Source organism: Enterococcus sp. DIV1283b, assembly GCF_051710965.1.
Lineage (GTDB): Bacteria > Bacillota > Bacilli > Lactobacillales > Enterococcaceae > Enterococcus_B > Enterococcus_B lactis.
Map to the genome: position 1 here is coordinate 1,505,331 of NZ_JBIOLR010000001.1, position 18,638 is coordinate 1,523,968.

The 18,638-nt window shown below is 38.0% G+C and carries 20 protein-coding genes; 17 read left to right on the forward strand and 3 right to left on the reverse strand.

Annotated elements, in window-relative coordinates; genetic code table 11:
- The first annotated feature begins 16 nt into the window (after positions 1–16).
- From IGJ53_RS07410 to IGJ53_RS07435, 6 genes are all read left to right on the forward strand, one after another.
- The gene (locus tag IGJ53_RS07410) at positions 17–1,468 is read left to right on the forward strand and encodes an amidase (RefSeq protein ID WP_010732601.1); all 1,452 of its coding nucleotides are present in this window, start codon (positions 17–19) and stop codon (positions 1,466–1,468) included.
- A 21-nt stretch (positions 1,469–1,489) separates the two neighbouring features.
- Positions 1,490–2,326 carry a transporter substrate-binding domain-containing protein gene (locus IGJ53_RS07415; protein ID WP_002400231.1) on the forward strand — a complete coding sequence of 279 codons (837 nt, stop codon included), beginning with the start codon at positions 1,490–1,492 and terminating at the stop codon, positions 2,324–2,326.
- On the forward strand, positions 2,326–2,985 hold the full coding sequence (locus tag IGJ53_RS07420) for an amino acid ABC transporter permease (protein ID WP_010732602.1): 660 nt from the start codon (positions 2,326–2,328) through the stop codon (positions 2,983–2,985). Before IGJ53_RS07415 ends, IGJ53_RS07420 begins: the two co-directional genes overlap by 1 nt.
- A 123-nt stretch (positions 2,986–3,108) precedes the next feature.
- Complete coding sequence (locus tag IGJ53_RS07425; RefSeq protein WP_002290743.1) at positions 3,109–3,798, forward strand: hypothetical protein; 690 nt, start codon at positions 3,109–3,111, stop codon at positions 3,796–3,798.
- Between the two features lie 5 nt (positions 3,799–3,803).
- Positions 3,804–4,799 (forward strand): sce7725 family protein, encoded by a 996-nt coding sequence (locus IGJ53_RS07430; protein WP_259741818.1) that lies wholly within the window; start codon positions 3,804–3,806, stop codon positions 4,797–4,799.
- Positions 4,800–4,805: 6 nt separating this feature from the next.
- The gene (locus IGJ53_RS07435; RefSeq protein ID WP_010732604.1) at positions 4,806–5,318 is read left to right on the forward strand and encodes a GNAT family N-acetyltransferase; all 513 of its coding nucleotides are present in this window, start codon (positions 4,806–4,808) and stop codon (positions 5,316–5,318) included.
- A gap of 193 nt (positions 5,319–5,511) precedes the next feature.
- Here the strand turns inward: IGJ53_RS07435 and IGJ53_RS07440 are convergent, their stop codons facing one another.
- From IGJ53_RS07440 to IGJ53_RS07450, 3 genes are all read right to left on the reverse strand, one after another.
- Positions 5,512–6,069: a guanylate kinase gene (locus IGJ53_RS07440; protein ID WP_438749953.1), complete on the reverse strand. Its 558-nt coding sequence runs from the start codon at positions 6,067–6,069 to the stop codon at positions 5,512–5,514.
- A gap of 87 nt (positions 6,070–6,156) precedes the next feature.
- Positions 6,157–7,338, reverse strand: a complete 1,182-nt coding sequence (locus IGJ53_RS07445) for a NupC/NupG family nucleoside CNT transporter (RefSeq protein WP_002314996.1) — start codon at positions 7,336–7,338, stop codon at positions 6,157–6,159.
- Positions 7,339–7,724: 386 nt separating this feature from the next.
- Positions 7,725–9,233 carry a DUF1846 domain-containing protein gene (locus IGJ53_RS07450; protein ID WP_086310889.1) on the reverse strand — a complete coding sequence of 503 codons (1,509 nt, stop codon included), beginning with the start codon at positions 9,231–9,233 and terminating at the stop codon, positions 7,725–7,727.
- Between the two features lie 158 nt (positions 9,234–9,391).
- Between IGJ53_RS07450 and IGJ53_RS07455 the strand changes: the two genes are divergently transcribed.
- The 11 genes from IGJ53_RS07455 (at position 9,392) to IGJ53_RS07505 (ending at position 18,623) form a co-directional block, all read left to right on the forward strand.
- On the forward strand, positions 9,392–9,583 hold the full coding sequence (locus IGJ53_RS07455) for a hypothetical protein (RefSeq protein WP_002290760.1): 192 nt from the start codon (positions 9,392–9,394) through the stop codon (positions 9,581–9,583).
- 213 nt (positions 9,584–9,796) lie between these two features.
- Positions 9,797–10,714, forward strand: coding sequence for a coiled-coil domain-containing protein (locus IGJ53_RS07460; protein WP_002290761.1), 918 nt, complete (start codon positions 9,797–9,799; stop codon positions 10,712–10,714).
- The gene (locus tag IGJ53_RS07465; RefSeq protein ID WP_010732607.1) at positions 10,707–11,780 is read left to right on the forward strand and encodes a hypothetical protein; all 1,074 of its coding nucleotides are present in this window, start codon (positions 10,707–10,709) and stop codon (positions 11,778–11,780) included. Before IGJ53_RS07460 ends, IGJ53_RS07465 begins: the two co-directional genes overlap by 8 nt.
- A gap of 147 nt (positions 11,781–11,927) precedes the next feature.
- Positions 11,928–12,446 (forward strand): hypothetical protein, encoded by a 519-nt coding sequence (locus IGJ53_RS07470; RefSeq protein ID WP_010732608.1) that lies wholly within the window; start codon positions 11,928–11,930, stop codon positions 12,444–12,446.
- On the forward strand, positions 12,427–12,819 hold the full coding sequence (locus IGJ53_RS07475; protein WP_002400223.1) for a DUF4430 domain-containing protein: 393 nt from the start codon (positions 12,427–12,429) through the stop codon (positions 12,817–12,819). The genes IGJ53_RS07470 and IGJ53_RS07475 overlap by 20 nt, the downstream gene beginning before the upstream one ends.
- 74 nt (positions 12,820–12,893) lie before the next feature.
- Entirely contained in the window at positions 12,894–13,829 is a 936-nt protein-coding gene (locus IGJ53_RS07480; RefSeq protein WP_002290766.1) for a cation diffusion facilitator family transporter, read from the forward strand.
- A gap of 132 nt (positions 13,830–13,961) precedes the next feature.
- On the forward strand, positions 13,962–14,741 hold the full coding sequence (locus IGJ53_RS07485) for an AzlC family ABC transporter permease (RefSeq protein ID WP_438749959.1): 780 nt from the start codon (positions 13,962–13,964) through the stop codon (positions 14,739–14,741).
- A complete protein-coding gene (locus IGJ53_RS07490) occupies positions 14,734–15,051 on the forward strand; it encodes an AzlD domain-containing protein (RefSeq protein ID WP_002290769.1) in 318 nt (105 codons plus the stop codon). The genes IGJ53_RS07485 and IGJ53_RS07490 overlap by 8 nt, the downstream gene beginning before the upstream one ends.
- 242 nt (positions 15,052–15,293) lie before the next feature.
- The gene (locus IGJ53_RS07495; RefSeq protein ID WP_010732610.1) at positions 15,294–16,904 is read left to right on the forward strand and encodes a polysaccharide biosynthesis protein; all 1,611 of its coding nucleotides are present in this window, start codon (positions 15,294–15,296) and stop codon (positions 16,902–16,904) included.
- Between the two features lie 157 nt (positions 16,905–17,061).
- Positions 17,062–17,910, forward strand: coding sequence for a DegV family protein (locus tag IGJ53_RS07500; protein ID WP_002290771.1), 849 nt, complete (start codon positions 17,062–17,064; stop codon positions 17,908–17,910).
- A 233-nt stretch (positions 17,911–18,143) separates the two neighbouring features.
- Complete coding sequence (locus IGJ53_RS07505; protein ID WP_002290778.1) at positions 18,144–18,623, forward strand: DUF6530 family protein; 480 nt, start codon at positions 18,144–18,146, stop codon at positions 18,621–18,623.
- Positions 18,624–18,638: the final 15 nt, after the last annotated feature.

Genomic DNA, 18,638 nt, shown 5'->3' on the forward strand with positions numbered 1-18,638 from the left:
CAAAAAGGAGGATAATATGAAAGATGCAACAGAATTAGCGAAAGGACTTAAAGAAAAAGAATTTAGTTTTCAAGAATTAGCTGATGATGTACAGAAAAAAATAAAGAAACAAAATCATGAATTGAATGCGTTTGTTGCACTTGAACCATTCGAGAATAGTTCCACTGAACGATTGATTCCCCAGTCAGAAAAAGGACCATTGGCAGGTATTCCATTCCCTTTAAAAATGCTCGGTCAAGAAAAAAAGGGGTGGCTAGCTACTTCAGGATCTCGTTTATTTGAAACACATCGAGCTTCTCATACATCCAATTATGTACAGCAAGCAGAAGCGATAGGGCTAGTTCCTTTTGGACAAACCAATGCGCCAGAGTTTGGTTTCAAAAATATTACAGACCCCGTCATCTATGGCCCAGCAAGAAACCCTTGGAACCTTGAATGTACACCGGGCGGATCAAGTGGAGGCGCTGCTGCTGCAGTTTCAGCGGGAATCGTTCCTTTAGCTGGCGCTAGTGATGGTGGTGGTTCTATTAGAATACCCGCTTCGTTCTGCGGATTGATTGGGCTGAAACCTTCGCGAGGGACGATGCCAGTTGGTCCATATGCTTGGCGAGGATGGCAAGGAGCTGCTATTGATTTCGGTTTGACGGTTTCTATGAGAGACACGGAAGCTTTATTTTATGGAATGAGAAGCATCCATACCGGTGCGCCATATCAAGTATCGCCAGTTGAGTGGCAAACACATCCAAGAAAAAAACGTTTGAAGATAGCTTTTTGTATCGATTCACCAATCCACTCACAGATTAGTGAAGAGGCAGTACTTGCTGTAAAAAAAGCTGTAAATTTCCTTGAAAAAGAAGGGCATGATTTGACGGAGATTCCTTACCCACTAGATGGTCGTAAACTGATTACGTCTTATTATCAGATGAATGGCGCAGAGACAGCAGCAATGATCCACTCGATTGAAACAGGCATCCAGCGAACTGTCAGAAAAGAAGAACTTGAGCCGATCTCTTGGACTTTGTTCCAATATGGTCAGAAACTTTCTGCCGCTACTTACATTGATTCTCTGCATGTATGGGATGAAGCAGCAATTGTCATGGAAAACTTGCATCAAGAATATGATTTATTCCTTTCACCAACGACTGCATTTACTGCCCCTAAAATCAGCGAAGATTTGCAAAGTGATACGATAAGAGCACAGATGGAACACATCCATGATTGTTCTGAAGTACAAGCTTTAGAAGTTGTTTCTTCTATGTTTGAGGAGAGCTTGAAGATCACACCTTATACACAATTGGCTAATCTGACTGGACAACCAGCAATCAGCTTGCCTACTCATTTGACAAAAGAAAACATGCCTCTCGGAATTCAATTTATGTCCGCCAGAGGAAGAGAAGATTTGCTGCTTCAAATCGGCTATCTATTTGAAGCAAGTCACCAGTTCCATTTACCAAATCCATGGGAATAGCAGAAACAAGGAGAAGAAAAAATGAAGAAAAAAAGATTGTTTGCTCTAATAACTAGTGCCTTTTTTATTTTAAGCGCTTGCGGTACAGCTGCCGCTAACCAAGAAGATCACAGCTGGAGTAATGTGGAAAAAAAGAAAGAATTGGTAGTAGCAACTTCTGGCACACTATTTCCCGCTTCTTATTATAATGATCAAAATGAATTAGTTGGTTATGACGTAGACTTGGCGAAAGAGGTAGCCAAACGTTTAAATGTCAAAATCTCCTTTAAAGAATACAATGTGGATGGACAAATCACTTCTGTTTCAAAAGGAGAATCAGATTTTGCTGCGAACGATTTTGGTATCACAAAAGAAAGAGAAAAAAAATTCTCCCTTTCAGAGCCTTTCAAATATTCATTTGACAGTATGATCGTACGAAAAAAAGATGATTCAGGAATCCACTCACTTGATGATCTTAAAGGAAAAAAAGCAGCTGGCGAACCCAATACTAGCTATATGCGTTTAGCGGAAAAGCACGGAGCTAAATTAGTCACTTACGATAACGCCACGAATGATCAATATTTAAGCGATGTAGCAAACGGTCGAACAGACGTTATTCTAAATGATTATTATTTGCAGAAAATGGCCGTATCTGCTTTACCAGAGATCCCCGTAAAAATCTTGGAGAACGTTTATTTCAATGAAAACGAAAGTGGTTTTTTATTGAAAGAAGGAAATGATGCTCTGAAAAAGAAAATCGATGGCGTATTAAAAGAGATGAAAGAAGATGGGACGACAAAGAAAATATCTGAAAAATATTTTCAAACTGATGTTTCAGTCAAACCGAAAGAAACGATGACTGAGTCGGTGAGTGATTGATGTACTTTCCTCTCATTGATTTTCCCCTCATGTGGACTTCACTTCCTTTCGTCATGCAAGGCTTGGTATACACATTAGGGATTGGCTTCGTGTCGTTTCTTTTAGGAAACTTGGTAGGGTTGCTTTTGACAGTTTTAGGTCTGTTGGATTGGCTACCTTTGAATGTATTTATCCATTTTTATTTATCGTTCTTTAGAGGCATTCCCGCACTAGTCCTGCTGTTCTTGCTATATTTCGGGTTACCTTATCAATTAAGTGCCTTAACGGCTTCAGTCATCTGCTTTACGATTACCAGCAGTGCATTTATTGGTGAAATCTATCGAGGATCACTAGCAGGCGTTTCTTCAGGTCAGTGGGACGCTGGTTTAGCTTCCGGTTTTTCTTTCTTTGGGGTTTTGAAATATATCGTTTTGCCGCAAGCCTTTCGAATCTCGGTACCGGCACTCAGTAACGTAGCTATGGATTTAGTGAAAGGTACCTCGTTAGCGGCAACGATCACAGTGCCAGAAATATTTCAAAAAGCAAAGATCATAGGTGGTCGGACATTCGACTATTTTTCTCTCTATATTTTAGTTGCATTGATTTATTGGGTCATTTGTATCGGGATCGAAAAAGTGCAACAGTATTTAGAAAAACGTTCCGTCCATCAGTCAATCTGAAAAATAGAAATGGTGCTAGCGTGGCAAGCATCATTTCTATTTTTGTTTCTTGTGTATTCTGTCTAGTATTTTAAAATCATTTCATGTAAAATGTAAGACGAAAATATGTTCGGAGGTAAAAACATGAAGACCCCGCTAACCATCGAAATAGAATCCTCATTATACCAATATTGCATCGAGCAAGGCGGCTTAGTCGTAGAAGAAGTCACGATGCCTGATGACCAAGGAATTGTAGATACGCTTAGCTGCTTGACAAAATTTGATGGAAGCCGAGAATGGCGATGCTATGAGCTGAAAGTGACAAAAGCAGATTTTCGTTCTACAGCCAAACTGTCATTTGTCGGGCATTATAATTATTTTGTTTTACCAAGTAAACTATATGAAGAAGTGAAAACAGAGATCCCTACAGGAATAGGTGTACTAGTATATCGCCCGTACACGATCGAAGAGGAAATGCCTGCATCTGGAACATTTATGATTGCGAAAAAAGCAGCAAAGAAGGAGCTTGCTGTACCGGAAGAAGCTTTGACAAACCGTTTTATGGCTTCTTTATTCAGAGAAGTAAGAAAAGCAAAGCAAATGGAGCGAGGCGTAAAATATTTTCCAACAGATCAATTGTACAAAGAATTGAAAAGACGTTCAGAAAATCAAGATCCATTTTCTAACGAACGATACTATGAACGGTTTTTAGAGGAAATAGCTAGTCAGGCAATCAATGAGTTGCAAGAAGAAGTTGCTGCGCTTCAACATGATTATGAATACTTAAGGCAGCAACAGCAGATCCGTCGGTTGCCCACAGAGCCATTGGAGTGAAAAATATGTACTATCCTTATTTAAGAGGAAAACAATTTGACTTATTAGCATTAAAAGAAGCATTGTCGCGAGGATTACTCTCCAATAAAATCCAACCGGTGATCGAACCAGTACGTGATTCCGCTACGCTTAAAAACGTGATCGAATTATTTCAAAAAAAGCACCATCCAATCGCTGTGATCCAAAATCCCCAAGTAGGACAATTCAAATTATTCGATCAGCATGTGCACAGTTGGACAGTCAAGGAAAATAGCTCTGTCGTCTCTGCACAGATTTTAACGCCAGAAAATCTTAACGACGTACTGGATTTACCTCCAACGTTTCTGATTTTCGATGGACAACACTACCCAAAAGACGCAGAGGTGTGGAAACAGCTGGCAGGAGTCGATTCGAAATTCTTGATACCAGATGCTAGTCGCTTTCGCATCTGGCTGCCCGAAAACAAAATTGTGATCCGTGACTCTTTTCAAACGAGAAAGCATGTTGAAAGTTATGCAGATAAAACAGATGACTTTTTTAGTGATGACTATCTTTTTTTCCACGAAGATGGATATAGTGGATTTTCTGATTTCACGATCGAAGGCAGCCGTTATTTCGATAAAGGGTTTCCTAGCCGAGCGCTTGCTATCCATCTAACGTATATCGATGCTTACGGTAATATCCGCGTAAAGCATTTTGTCTCTGACAGTAATGATTCTGCTAAAGATCAAGCATTGAAGTTTCTTGAAGCAGGAGATAAAATGAAAAAATGGATCATGCGTCACCATCATCAGCTCTTGATCACTTCAGGAATGATTGAATTACTGGCTCTCTATCAGCAACAAAAATTTCCAGGACTCGGAGTATTGAAAAAGTGGTCGCTAATGCATCATTTGGAACTTATCAGTCAACTACTGGATCATCCAAAAAATTGGCTTAGAAGTTATTCAAAAGTTCCTGAACTGTATGAAGTGATCCAAAAATTAGAGAATATAAATGAAAAAGAAACAGAAAAGAGGTAACTGGATGTGTATATTCGGCTAACAAGAAAAGAAGAAGTAGAAGAAGTGGTAAAAATTATTGATGCTGCAGCGGAATTTATTGCTTCGCAAGGCTCTCCCCAATGGCAGAACGGGCAGAAACCAACAAAAGAAACGATTTTGAACGATATTGAAAGAAAAGAAAGCTATGTATTAATAGTCGAAGATCAAATTGCTGGAACAGCTGCATTAGTCTCAGGCGTGGATCCCGTTTACACAAAAATAGATGGTAGTTGGAAAGAATCAACTGGTCCTTATTTATCGATTCATCGTGTTGCTTTAGCAGAAAGTACTCGAGGAAAAAAACTAGCAAAACCGTTCTTAGAACATTTGTTGACGATTGCAGCCAGCAAAGATATCCAAGATATCCGTATCGATACTTATCCAGCTAATGAACCGATGGAAAAGACCATCTATTCTGCTGGATTCGCTTATCAAGGGATGATTGAATTCCCTTTTGAACATGGTGAAAGAAAAGCGTATCAAAAAATAATCAAGTGAGTATAAAAGCATCTTCACAAGGATGAAGACCTAATAATACGAAAAAACAACTAGCTGATCGCTAAGAGAGTGGGACAGTAGTGGTGAGCTTCAAGAAATAATTTCCGAAGAAGCTACTTCTGAAATACCGTTCATCGAGAGGTCGTGACACCACTTTTGTCGCGGCCTCTCAGCCTATCTTATGGATATTTAGTTAATCTGTTTCTATCAATAATCCTTTTTTTATTTTATCTGCTGCTTCTTGGAACGCTCCATCGTTTGACACGACTAAAAGTATGGGAATAGTTGCCAACCGTTCCAGTTGAGCTAAGTCTTCTGCATAAACTGCCATTCTGGCCGAAATCTGTTCGGGTGAATCTCCACGCTTTTTCAGGCGCGATTGTAATGTTTCTTTAGAAATCGTAATAAAGATCGGACGGACTACCGTGCCAAAATATTCGTATAAATGCCAAAAACCATTTGCCGTCAAAACGGCATAACAATTTCCTTCCTTCAATTTTTTGGTAATCTCTGCTTTGCTGGAACCATATTTATGTTGAGCATATTGATCCCACTCTGCAAACTCATCTCGCTTGATCATCTGATTGAATGTATCGTCAGAAACAAAATAATAATCCTCTTGATCTTTTTCTCCAGGTCTTGGTGATCGATTCGTGTAAGTAATAATCTTTTGTTCCGGCTGAAAAACAGCTTCTGCGAGTGAAGTTTTCCCAGAACCAGAAGGACCGATAAACACATAGCAATAATTCATCATCATTTCTCCTTTGATATTTGAGCAACTGAAAAAGCTTTGGAAATATTTCCAAAGCTTTTGAAAGCAACATTGCTTTTTTGTTTATTATACCAGTAATCCAGTCACAATAGCACTTAAAAAGCTGACTAAAGTCGCTGTTAACAAGATCTTCAACCCATGTTTTGCAACAAGATTTCCTTTTTCTTCGTTTAACCCCTTCATCGCACCGGAAATGATCCCGATAGAAGAGAAGTTGGCAAATGAAACAAGGAAAACAGATATGATCGCTGTTGTGCGTTCAGTAAAATGGAAATGACCGTTAGCTAATTCTGTCATAGCAACAAATTCATTTGTAACCAATTTAGTCGCCATGATACTACCAGCATCCACTGCTTCTTTCCATGGGATTCCACTGATGAAGGCAAGAGGGGCAAAGATATAACCTAAGATCTCTTGGAAAGTAATACCGAATATCCCATGAAAGATAGCATTGATCATAGCGATCAAGGCAACGAATCCGATAAGCATAGCAGCAACCGTGATTGCCACATGGAAACCATCAAGAATGTATTCTCCCAACATTTGGAAAAAGGTCTGTTCTTTGTTTTCTTCAATAATTAGTTCGTCTTCTTTTTCTTCTAATACATAGGGATTCACAATCGAAGCCAGAATATATCCGCCAAATAAATTCAAAACAAGGGCAGTAATCACATATTTAGAATCGATTAGTGCCATATAAGATCCAACGATTGACATAGACACGGTAGACATAGCCGAGACACTCATGGTGAATAAACGTTTCTCAGATAAGAAAGGTAATTCCTTCTTTATGGAAATAAATACTTCCGATTGCCCTAAAATAGCAGAAGCTACTCCATTGTAGGATTCTAATTTGCCCATTCCGTTGATTTTACTTAACCCAAGACCAACGGCTTTCATAAACAATGGAAGAATTTTGATGTAACGTAAAATCCCGATAATAGCAGAAATAAATACGATTGGCATCAATACGGAAAGAAAGAAAGGTGCACTTCCTTTATTTGCTACACCGGCAAAAACAAAGTCAACACCCTGCCCAGCAAAAGCAAGAAGATGATCAAACATTTTTGCCAATACAGAAACAACCGCTGTACCAAAAGTTGTACGTAATAATACGAAACCAAGAACAAGCTGTAAAACGAACATCACAATTAGTGGTTTCAATTTGATTGCTTTTTTGTTGCTGCTGATCAAAAAAGCAAGACCTAATGTGACAAATAAACCAATAATACCTAATAAATAACTCAAATAATCACTCCTATTCCAAATTCCGTTTTATTTTACCTGTTTTGTAAATAAAATACTAATCTTTAGTGAAATTTTCATTACTTTTTTAGAGTAAAACGCATTCATTTTCCATTAGAATACAAAGCAACCAAAATAAATTGAAAAAACAGATAAAAGACGTTAAAAAAACTGATGTTCCTTTGTTTTTTCGTATTTCAAATAGAGAGGGAAAGCAAGTTAAAGTATGAGAAATAAAATTTATCACACTCTTGTTTTTTCTTTCAAACTGAATATCCCTCAAGAAGGGACAAGAAGTGTATCCACTTAGTGATGGTTATAAAAAAACGAAACTATTGTTTAAGCTAATGCTAATAGTTTCGTTTTCAACCTTTATAAGTGAATTATTTCTATTGGTAGTATAGATTTTCTGAAGGGTAGACAGGTGCGCAAGTAATATCGATTCCTAGTTTTTTCAATGTTTGTTCATCATTTTTATTGACCATCACAGTGGAGTGGGCTTGTGCTCCCTCAAGTTCAGCTAGTTTATCATAAGCAACTTGAGCGATTGGATTCGTTACTGCACTGATTGATAAAGCGATCAAGACTTCATTGATGCTTAGTGCATCCATAGAGGAATGAAGTGTCTTTGACTTTAATCCTTGTATTGTTTCAAGAACTAATGGTGATAATAAAGGAATGTCATCTGCAATATGCGCTAAATGTTTTACTGCATTTAAGATGACTGCCGCTGACGCATCCATCAATGAGCTTGTACGTCCGGTAATAATGACTTCGTCTGGTAATTCGATGGCAATCACAGCAGAAGGATCTTTTGTAGGACTTTGTGCTTGAATCTTATCTGCATAATCATGGGCAGGAACGACAACGTTTCGGTCTTCAGGGCGTAATCCGACTTCTTCCATAATCAGTTTGATTCGATTAACTGCTTCTTCGTCAATCAATCCTTTTTTGAAGTCACACTCTGTTTGGAAATAGCGACGGATGATTTCTTGTTTAGAAGCTTCTTGGACAACCGCATCATCCACGATACCAAATCCTACACGATTCACACCCATGTCAGTAGGAGATTGATAAACAGATTCTTTACCAGTAATTTTTTCAATAATACGTTTGATTACAGGGAAGGTTTCAACATCTCGATTATAGTTTACAGCTACTTTATTGTAGGCGTCAAAGTGGAAGGAATCGATCATATTGACATCCTTCAAATCGACTGTGGCTGCTTCATAGGCAATGTTCAATGGATGTTTCAACGGAACGTTCCATACTGGGAAAGTTTCGAACTTGGAGTAACCAGCTGCATGTCCTTTTTGGCTTTCATGATACAGTTGGTTCAAACAAGTAGCGAGTTTGCCGCTTCCTGGTCCAGGAGCTGTCACTACAACGATTGGTTTAGTTGTTTCAATGTATTCGTTTTTCCCAAACCCATCTTCTGAAACGATTTTTTCTACGTTGACTGGATAGTCTTCGATTGCTGAATGTTTATAGACTTTGATATTTCGTCTTTCTAGTTTATTGATAAAGACTTTCGTGGCAGGCTGGCCGCTATAGCGAGTGATAACGACACTGTTGATCAATAATCCATAACCGCGTAATTCATCAATCAGCCGCAAGATATCCATATCATAAGTAATCCCATAATCACCGCGGATCTTATTACGTTCAATGTCTCCGGCATAAACGCAAATCAGTATTTCAGCTTGATCTTTCAATTTTTGTAGCAATTTGATTTTCGCATCTTCTTCAAATCCTGGAAGTACACGTTTCGCATGTTTGTCATCAACTAGCTTTCCACCAAATTCCAAATATAATTTATCATAGTGGTTCACTCGTTCCAAAATATACGCGGACTGCTCTTCAATATATTTATCTGAATCAAAACCAATTTTTTTCACTGGGTTCCCTCCTTAAGTACTAAAGCATTTTTTCATTTTTTTTTGGATTCGTCAACTGGAAGAGCAAAATTCCTCAAAAAAACAAAGAAAATGGTTTAAACCAACTTGTCTAGATAGTTATTCATTGGTATGATAGTTTTTGATAAGGAAGGTGCTACATGAAAAAAAGACAGAAAAAGAAAAACGCATATAAACACTATATCCGTTCGATTTTTACCGGTTATGAAAAAATGCTTGAAGATCCCGAATTAGAACAATTGACGTTTACTTATTTAAATGAAGAAACGCAACTAACTCGTGATGACCATCAGCGCATTCATTTCACAACAAGAGATCTGCCTAGTAAATAAAAGAATATGATAAAAGTCATTGTATTCGATTCTGTCCTATCAGATGAATCAGATATCAAAGACTAGTTGATCGAAAAAAAGGCTGTGCCAAATTTTGGTGCAGCCTGTTTTATGGAGCATTGCCCGCTCTTTTTTATAACAATTTTTTACAGAAAATGGTACTATTGAAGTATTAATAAGTGAAAATCAGATGAGTAAGAGGAGGCAAGTAGTATGAAAGAGCCAGATACAAACACAAATTACGAGCAAGGCGAACTAGAGGAGACGAGCACGAATCAGGATACAGCAAAAGAATCGTCTTCTTTTTATGATATCAAAGAAAAAGCAAGCATGAATCTTTCCCAATTATTAGAAGATTTACAGGCTTTTGAAAAAGCTGTCCGCGAAGAAGATATTCCTGAGATCTACCGTTTGTACAACGGCCGATTGAACGAAGAATTAAAACGAAGCTCAAATGAAAATCACGAGATTGACCAATTGCTGATGCGTAAGATCCATGATCGTTTTTTGCAAGAATTTCCTTTTATGGAACAAGTAGAAAGTATCTCACCAACGATGAGCTATTACAAAATCGGCACTTATTACCATGATCGCCCTACAATTGGTATCGATGCAAGTCTGCCAGAAATTTTTGTTTTGCCTAGGATCGATGAAGAGTGGGAGAAATATTCCCAACCGGAGACAACGGACTATGACAAAAAAATCAATGAGTTAGATGCAAAGGTGATCACAGCTCAGACAGAGATCGAACGTTTAGACGAACAGATAAAAGAAATCAATCGGCAGATGACTGATTTGGACGATAATAAAGGATTCTTGAATCGTAAGAAAATCGAGGAAGAAATTCAAGAATTAGAGAAGAAGAAGCAAGTGCTATCTAATGAAAAATTAGGCTGGCTTCCTTATATCGAGACACCTGAAACAATCCAGCAGCAAAAAGAAGCATTGAAACAAGAAGCAAGAGCGGACCAGCTTCGCGCAGCCATCGTAGAAAAAGAGCAACGGCAAATCAGTCGCTATTTCGGTAGCAAAGAGGGATTTGGTCAAGCAATCCATGAATTCTTGATGAATTATCTTGGTAATGAAAATCCTAATAATCAATCTAATGAAGGAGGTTCCGAGTATGAATGAACACGATGAAGCAGAATGGACAAAAAATGAAGCACAGACAGAAGATCATGAAGAAACGAACACTTCATTAGAGGAACAAACAAGTAATCCACTGGATGACACAGAAAAAGTCCCTATGCCAGAAGAAACAAAAATCCATGAAAAAGAAAAAGTAACTCCGACGAATACGGATACTTCAGAAAACACCCGTGCTTATGAAGTATCTGAAAATCCCGGGTATTTAGAAGGAAAAGAGCAAGATCATCAAGATATCGTCAGTTTGATTGAAACAGCGGAAGCAGAATTAGCGGATTTACGTATGAGAAAATATTTGATGGAATCAGATTTTCCCGAATTATTAGAATCATATGACCGCTTTATATTGAATGAAGAACCGATCTCAACGATTGGAAAAACAAGTCTGATCGAATACTTCACATATGAATTACTGAAACCGTTGAATGATATTGGTCTGGAACGATCAAATTCAGCTTATGACACATGGAAAACAAGACATTTCTCTATCAATTATACGTTGAATGGACAAAACGAATTAGTCTTTTCCTTTGTATTACCGACCATCGATCAACGATACCAAGTGGAATCGATGAGTCTTCTAAATGTATCACCAGAGACGATGGAAATCGATGTCCATGATGATCGAGTGCTTTCTTTGATCCGATACTGGTCAGTTGATCGAGTATTCTCAGCAGGACAGATCACGATCTTCAATCACAAATTGAATCAATTATTAGCCCACGCTAGAACACTTGGTTTTACAGTTAATCAGACACTACTAGACAATACGAAGCCACTTCGTTTGAACCTTCAGAGCGAATTTGAATTGACGAATGAAGTATTGGATGATATTTTTATCGTGGCGATGAAAAATCCATCCTATGATATGGAAAAGATCAACGAAACTACTTATCAAGTACGATTAGATAAAGGACAGTCTTTAACGATAGCAATAAACGAAAAAGATCAAACGGTCTTGTCGATCTCATCTGGAGATTACCCACGATCCGTCATTGATTTCTTTATCAATTACGAATTCTTGGTTCCGTTAATGGTGAGAAAGTCCTGATTGGATAAGTTGGATTACCAGAGGTCATTCAGATAATTCTGTTCCAAAGGACTTGCGGCAGTTATCCAGAATAATTGTCACAAGTCTTTTCTGTATGTACTGAATGAACGTGAATCATCTGCTGGTGAAGGAGGAGTTACATCAAGAATGTCCACAAATAAAATCGCCCAGCTTAGCTTATTGTCTGCTGCTTGTGTAGCAGGTAGGATCGCTTTTCAATTTATTCCGAATTTCCAGCCAATGACTGCTATTTTTTTGTTTATTGTCCTTTACTTAAGCTTGAAAGATGCGCTAATTGTCATGAGTCTTTCTATCGCAATCAGCAGTTTTTATTTTGGTATGGGTCCATGGGTCATCGGTCAGTGGCTCAGCTATACCGTCGTTCTGGCGTTGTTTTCAATCTTCTGTTCGAGAAAAACAATTCGAAGGAATCTCTGGTTAAAAGGAACCTGCTTTTTTCTAGCGGGTATAGTTTATGGAATAGGGATGACTGTTTTCGATACGCTGCTCTATCATTTACCTCAACCTTGGGTCTATTACCTTCAAGGGGTGTCGTTTGATCTGATGCACAGTATAGGTAATGTTGTGTTCTTCCTTGTTTTTCTGCCAGTCGTCAAACGTTTTTACAATCATTCAGGAGGAAAAAATGAAAAAAATAATTTATAGTCTGCTTGCAATGAGTGTCAGTGTACTCATGTTGACAAGTTGTAGTACAACTAACACACCATCGACTTCCAACCAAAAGGAGGAAGTAAAAACATCGCAAAAAGCAACGATCACGTTACAAGAAAATGGTCAAAACTTTTTGAAAAAAGAAGTGACTTTCAAAAAAGGAGAAACTTTGCTGACTATTTTGAAACAAAATTTTGAAGTCGAGGAAAATGATGGCTTCATCACTTCGCTTGAAGGGCGTTCTCAGGATGAAAAGAATCAAACCTATTGGATGTTTACTGTGGATGGGAAAAGTGCTACTACTGGGGCAAAAGAGATCGAATTGAACAATGGACAATCGGTCATTTTCAATTTATCTAAACTATAAGTTTCATAAAAACTGTTAAAGGGCGGATATTGCTGCACTTTAGTCAGTTCACTTGATGAAAGAAGGAAAAGAATATGGAAAATTTTAAAAAAAGCGGAATGTTTTCCGTAATTGCTGCTCTAGGGGCTAATATTCTAGTCGCTATCAGCAAATTTGTCGGCTATGCAATCAGTGGCAGTGCCGCCATGCTGAATGAAAGCATCCATAGTATCGTTGATTGTAGTAATCAGATTTTGCTGCTATTTGGCGATAAACAAGCTAATAAAGGTCAGAGCGACTTGCATCAATTTGGTGAAGGTCGAGCAAAATACTTTTTTAGTACGATCGTCGCAATGATGCTTTTCTTCGGTGGGGGAGCACTAGGGGTGATGGAAGCTTTTGAAAAATTGACGCATCCATCCCATGAAGTTGGTAATCCAATCATTGTCATTGCCATTTTGTTATTTGGTTTGGTAATCGAAGGAAGTTCTTTGCGTGTCGCAATGAAGGAAATCAAAGAATTGAATACTGAAAATCTTTCCACGATGCGCTTTTTGCGCGAAAGTCGACATAGTGAAATACTGATTATATTTACGGAAGACTTGTGTGCTGTAATCGGTTTGGTCTTGGCTTTAGCGGGAACAATCTTGACTTATGCAACCGGGATTGCTGCATTTGATGCTATCAGCGGATTACTGATCGGTTTCTTACTGATGGGAGCTGCGATTTTCCTAGCAAAAGAATTTTATAGTCTGATCATTGGTGAAAGTGTGACAGCAAGCGATTTGTCAAAAATCAAGTTAGCCTTTGAACGACCTGAGATCAGTCGGCTAATTGATATCAAAACCGTTCATTTAAGTCCAACAGAAATTTTAGTCGCTGCAAAAGCAGATATTGTTGGAAACAAAGAAAATGAAACGTATTCGATCATCAATGATATCGAAAAAAATATGCGTCAGTCTCTTCCTGACAAGAAGATGTATATATACATTGAAACAGATAAATATGACCCAAATTATTCTCACAAATAAAACGTATGTTCATGAATTGAAGCAAAAATGAGAAAAATATAATCTTGTTTTTAAATAAAACGGCTACAATTTAGCGAATTTATGTTACAATGAGTCCGCTGTTTATTTGTTGTAATTAAAGGAGATATTTTAATGAACAAAAAGAAAAGTGCGCCATGGCTTCAAGCTTTGCATGCAGTGATGCCGCTTTGTATAAGCTATATACCAGTGGGATTAGCTTGTGGAGTATTGTTGCAAAAAGTTGGATTTGATCCTCTCTTATCAGGGCTGTTATCGATTCTGGTCTTTTCCGGCGGCGCGCAGTTTTTAGTTGCATCTATGCTTACGACGCAAGCATCATTTGCAACGACATTATTGATGGTTTTCTTTTTAGAATTACGCTATACATTATTAGGAGCAAGTCTTGCCGGTTTTATGAAAAAAGAAAAGCGGACGTTTTTAGCTGTCTTTTCTCAATCACTGAATGATGAAAACTATGCGGTGAACTACTTAAAGTTTTCAACTGACCCTTCTTGGAACAAAAGAAAAGCTTTATATGTCAATTGGTTCTCAATGGCTGCATGGGCTGGTAGCAACATGATCGGCAATTTTTTTGGCTCGGTGATTCGAGTAGATGCTGACCTTGTCCATTTTGCTTTGACTGCTATGTTCATTTTCATGTTTGTCATGCAAATGAAAAACGCACTACTGATCTTTACAGGTTTGTTTTCAAGTGTATTAGGGGTGATATTCATGCTATTATTCCAAAACACATTCGGCTTGATTGCAGCTACTGTTATTGCTTCTTTTGCCGGATTTATGTTGGAGAAGGCATTTAAAAAAGAAAAAGCCAAGAAACTAAGGGATCGCGGCAAAGATGTCAATGAACCGCTCTTCAACTTCCCGGAACAGGAGGTCAACCATCATGACTAAACTATATTTGCTGTTTTTAGTTGCTTGTCTGTTCATCGTTGCGTATATCCCGCGCTTGTTCCCGATGCTTTATTTTACTCATCGAAAAGTGCCATCTTGGTTTAGTGACTGGATGAAGTATGTACCAGTAGCATTGTTTGCGGCGTTAGCTTTCAAAGATGTCTTCATTACTCATGAACATCTGGATATTGCTTGGAATATCAAAATAGCTGCAATGATTCTAGTAGCAGGTGTGGCTTACAAAACACGTTCGATGGCATTGTCAGTTTTGACAGGACTTGCGTCTGTCTTTTTACTGTCCATGCTTTAAACTGTTTTATTCCCTAAAAAACAGAGATTGCGACATAAGTTGTTCAAACTGATCTATCCAAACTGCTTTTGCATCAGCCAATTGTGGATGCAAGTTCATTTGTTTGGATAAAAAGATTAGTGTTGACTTATGATGCAAGCTCTTTTTTGTTTTAAGAATTAAAGAGGGATTTGTCCTTCTATGTTTTTTTGCTATAATAGAGAAGATGTTTATTTTATGAAAGAATAGTTGAGGGAAATTAGATGAATAAAAAATTGATGCAAGGAACATTTTGGCTAACCTTTGCTAATCTTCTATGTAAAGTTTTAGGGGTAGTCTATTTGATTCCCTGGCTAAGTATGATGGGGAACAATCAAGATGGTATGCTTGCTACGACATTATACAATGTTGGCTATCTTCCTTATGGATTGTTCCTGATGCTTGGTACAGTCGGATTTCCAAATGCGATTGCAAAAAAAGTAGCTGTAGCAACAAAAGAAGGAGATAACGCTGCTTGCCGGCTGATTTTTCGAAGTACGATCAATATCATGTTCGTCATCGGTATCGCCTCTGCCGCGTTGATGTATTTATTTGCTCCTTTACTAGCCGGAATCAGTCCAATCGCTAACGTTAACAACGGAATACTAGCTATCCGAAGTTTATGCCCATCTTTGGTTGCTATCCCGATTTTGAGTGCAATGAGAGGATACTTCCAAGGGAAAAACGATTTACGACCTTATGGAACTTCTTTGATTATTGAACAAGCTGTACGAGTGATCGTTATCTTGGCTGGTACTTATTACTTGCGCGTATTGACTGACGGAACCATATTAGAAGCTGTATTGATCAGTACAGTTGCTTCTTTCTTCGGTGGGTTAGCTGCGATTATCCATATGTATATCGTCGGACGCAGAAAAGACTTCTTTGAACTTAAAGACTTTTTGATTTCCATCCGTTACTTCGAAAGAGAAAACCGATCTGCCTCTGTCTCTATCATTCGGGAAACACTACCGTTCATTTTTGTCGGCTCCGTCATTACTATCGTTCAAATGATCGACCAAGTAACGATGAAACCACTGCTTCACTTTTTCCGTCCAGAGATTGCAGATCAGCAACTGGAATTCTTATTCAGTCGTGCTTCTGTTAATCCAAACAAACTGACATTGATCCTGATTTCCATGGTAGGAACGGTTGCTATAAGTAGTTTGCCAATACTAAGCACAATGAAGAAAAAAGATCGTTTACAAATCGAAAAGACAGTAGGAGACAGTTTTTCGATTGCGTTATTGATCCTTCTTCCTTCATTGACCGGGATGTCTTTATTAGCTGGACCATTATACACATTGTTTTTTGGTTATGATCCTGAAAGTGTTGGTTATTTCCAAATGGCTTTGTTAGCTTCTTTGTTTTTCTCTTTATTCACGATCCTATCTACGATGCTTCAATCTCTGAACCACCATCGTTTTGCGATTCGACTAACTGTAGAAGCAATTATCCTGAAAGTCATCTTCCAAGTAATCGGACTAGGTCTAGTTGGCGGATACGGAATGAGCTTATCAAATGGCTTGGCATTCGGTATCGTCTTTGTTCGTGGCTATCACTTTATGTGCAAAGAATACCGAATAGCACCTTTAGCAAAAATCAGCAGTTTTTTCTTAAAAACTTTCCGATCTACCTTGATTATGCTTGCGGTATGTTTTATCATTTTCTTTTTGCTGAATCAGCGATTGTCAATGGAATCAAAAAGTTATGCAATGGTTTATTGTGTGGCTTTAGGAAGTATTGGGGGTTTAGTATTTTTATTTTCTCAATTCGGAAAAAATGGGTTCCGAATGTTGAAAAATGTTAAACATCGTAGCGGAAGCAAAGAATAGGCTAACTAGTCGTCTTTTTGCTGTCACTAGAAAAACGGCAACTCGTATGATTACGCTTGTCGTTTTTCTATTTTCCAATTTTAGTTTCATATCTAATCTTACTTGTGATATAGTTATGAGGTCTGGAAAAATTCTTTGAAACGAGGAAATTAAACACATGAAACTTGCAGTAGTTACAGATAGTTCGGCATATCTGCCGGAACGTATCAAGAACCATCCCGACTTATTCGTGATTCCAATCCCTTTGATTATGGATGGGAAAATTTATAACGAAGGAATCGATATCGAAGCGGATGAATATTATGGACTTTTAAAAAACAGCAAAGATTTTCCTACTACTTCACAACCTGTCGTAGGGGAAGTTTTGGCTTTATATGAGGAATTGAAAGAGAAAGGGTATGACACGATTTTAAGTATCCACCTTTCTTCAGGTATTTCTGGTTTCGTCAACACCTTATTTGCGATGAAAGACGATATCAGTGGAGTAACGGTCATTCCTTATGACTCTAAGATCACTAGTATGCCGATGGGACATATGGTAGAAGCTGCCTTAGACTTAAACGATGAAGGTCAGCCCCTTGATGAGATACTTGCGCATGTCGATCGAATTCGAGATAATACTTACGCTTATCTAATTGTAGATGATTTGAACAATTTAGTACGGGGAGGGCGATTGACCAATGGCGCTGCGCTGATTGGTAGCTTATTGAAAATCAAACCGATCCTGACATTTTCTGAAGGAAAAATTGTTTTATTCGAAAAAATCCGTTCAAGTAAAAAAGCATTTGCTCGGGCTGAAGAAATCATTGGCAAAAGAAATAACGAAATACAACCGCCAGTCAAACTTTACGTGATACATGCAAACAATTTAGAAGTAGCGATTGCGGAAAAAGAGAAATTGCAGAAAAAGTATCCAAATGCAGAAATCGAAGTTGGTCATTTTGGACCAGTCATTGGTACACATTTAGGCGAAAAAGCCATCGGCATCGCCATTTCAGCGCAATAATTCCTTTTATTCAAAAAACATACCAAAAATATTCTACATCATCTTGCTCTCTATTCACGCGATAAATGAACGTGCAGAAGAGCAAGATGATGTTTTTATGTATTTCTAACAAACAGGCTCTTTTTCTTTGCATTTCTCTCTTCAGTCATTTATAATGTCGCATATAGTTTAGTAAATTAGTAAACTACTGATTTACTAATTTACTAAAAATAGAAAGACGAGGAGTTAAAATCATGGAAATACCTACAAATTTAAAACATAAACCAGTGCTCGTTGTAGAAGACTACGATAAAGTTGATGGAAGAAATGCATTGAATACGGACGCAAAAGGTCTTTCTCTGGGTCTCGCTCAATGGAATGACCGTGGAAAAGTCGACATATCAGGCAAAGTATGGCGACATACTGGAGAAAAATGGTCTCGACAATCAGAAGAATTACCAATTACACGTATTTTAGACTTAGCGATCTTAGCTGCACAAGGAAGTTTATACTTCCAAGATGCTTATCGTTATGAAAAATTCTATGATCCAGAAAATCCAGTGGTGGACATCATTGGTTTGCAGGGAAACCGGATGACAGTCGAGGTAGATACCAAAAATCCAAAGATTGATGAAGACATTATTTTGTATTACGATACACTACAAAAAGACGGAGAACTGATTGGGGAACGATTCCGTATTTTAAAACGTCTTTTAGATGAGTTAGGATATTAATAGACAGAGATGATC

Excerpts from the sequence above, each read along its gene's own strand:
- IGJ53_RS07470 (WP_010732608.1), top strand. The coding sequence starts at position 11,928 with ATGTCCACAAATAAAATCGCCCAGCTTAGCTTATTGTCTGCTGCTTGT.
- IGJ53_RS07500 (WP_002290771.1), top strand. The coding sequence starts at position 17,062 with ATGAAACTTGCAGTAGTTACAGATAGTTCGGCATATCTGCCGGAACGT.
- IGJ53_RS07415 (WP_002400231.1), top strand. The coding sequence starts at position 1,490 with ATGAAGAAAAAAAGATTGTTTGCTCTAATAACTAGTGCCTTTTTTATT.
- IGJ53_RS07425 (WP_002290743.1), top strand. The coding sequence starts at position 3,109 with ATGAAGACCCCGCTAACCATCGAAATAGAATCCTCATTATACCAATAT.
- IGJ53_RS07460 (WP_002290761.1), top strand. The coding sequence starts at position 9,797 with ATGAAAGAGCCAGATACAAACACAAATTACGAGCAAGGCGAACTAGAG.
- IGJ53_RS07485 (WP_438749959.1), top strand. The coding sequence starts at position 13,962 with ATGAACAAAAAGAAAAGTGCGCCATGGCTTCAAGCTTTGCATGCAGTG.
- IGJ53_RS07440 (WP_438749953.1), bottom strand. The coding sequence starts at position 6,069 with ATGAATTATTGCTATGTGTTTATCGGTCCTTCTGGTTCTGGGAAAACT.
- IGJ53_RS07465 (WP_010732607.1), top strand. The coding sequence starts at position 10,707 with ATGAATGAACACGATGAAGCAGAATGGACAAAAAATGAAGCACAGACA.
- IGJ53_RS07420 (WP_010732602.1), top strand. The coding sequence starts at position 2,326 with ATGTACTTTCCTCTCATTGATTTTCCCCTCATGTGGACTTCACTTCCT.
- IGJ53_RS07410 (WP_010732601.1), top strand. The coding sequence starts at position 17 with ATGAAAGATGCAACAGAATTAGCGAAAGGACTTAAAGAAAAAGAATTT.
- IGJ53_RS07475 (WP_002400223.1), top strand. The coding sequence starts at position 12,427 with ATGAAAAAAATAATTTATAGTCTGCTTGCAATGAGTGTCAGTGTACTC.
- IGJ53_RS07505 (WP_002290778.1), top strand. The coding sequence starts at position 18,144 with ATGGAAATACCTACAAATTTAAAACATAAACCAGTGCTCGTTGTAGAA.
- IGJ53_RS07490 (WP_002290769.1), top strand. The coding sequence starts at position 14,734 with ATGACTAAACTATATTTGCTGTTTTTAGTTGCTTGTCTGTTCATCGTT.
- IGJ53_RS07480 (WP_002290766.1), top strand. The coding sequence starts at position 12,894 with ATGGAAAATTTTAAAAAAAGCGGAATGTTTTCCGTAATTGCTGCTCTA.
- IGJ53_RS07455 (WP_002290760.1), top strand. The coding sequence starts at position 9,392 with ATGAAAAAAAGACAGAAAAAGAAAAACGCATATAAACACTATATCCGT.
- IGJ53_RS07430 (WP_259741818.1), top strand. The coding sequence starts at position 3,804 with ATGTACTATCCTTATTTAAGAGGAAAACAATTTGACTTATTAGCATTA.
- IGJ53_RS07495 (WP_010732610.1), top strand. The coding sequence starts at position 15,294 with ATGAATAAAAAATTGATGCAAGGAACATTTTGGCTAACCTTTGCTAAT.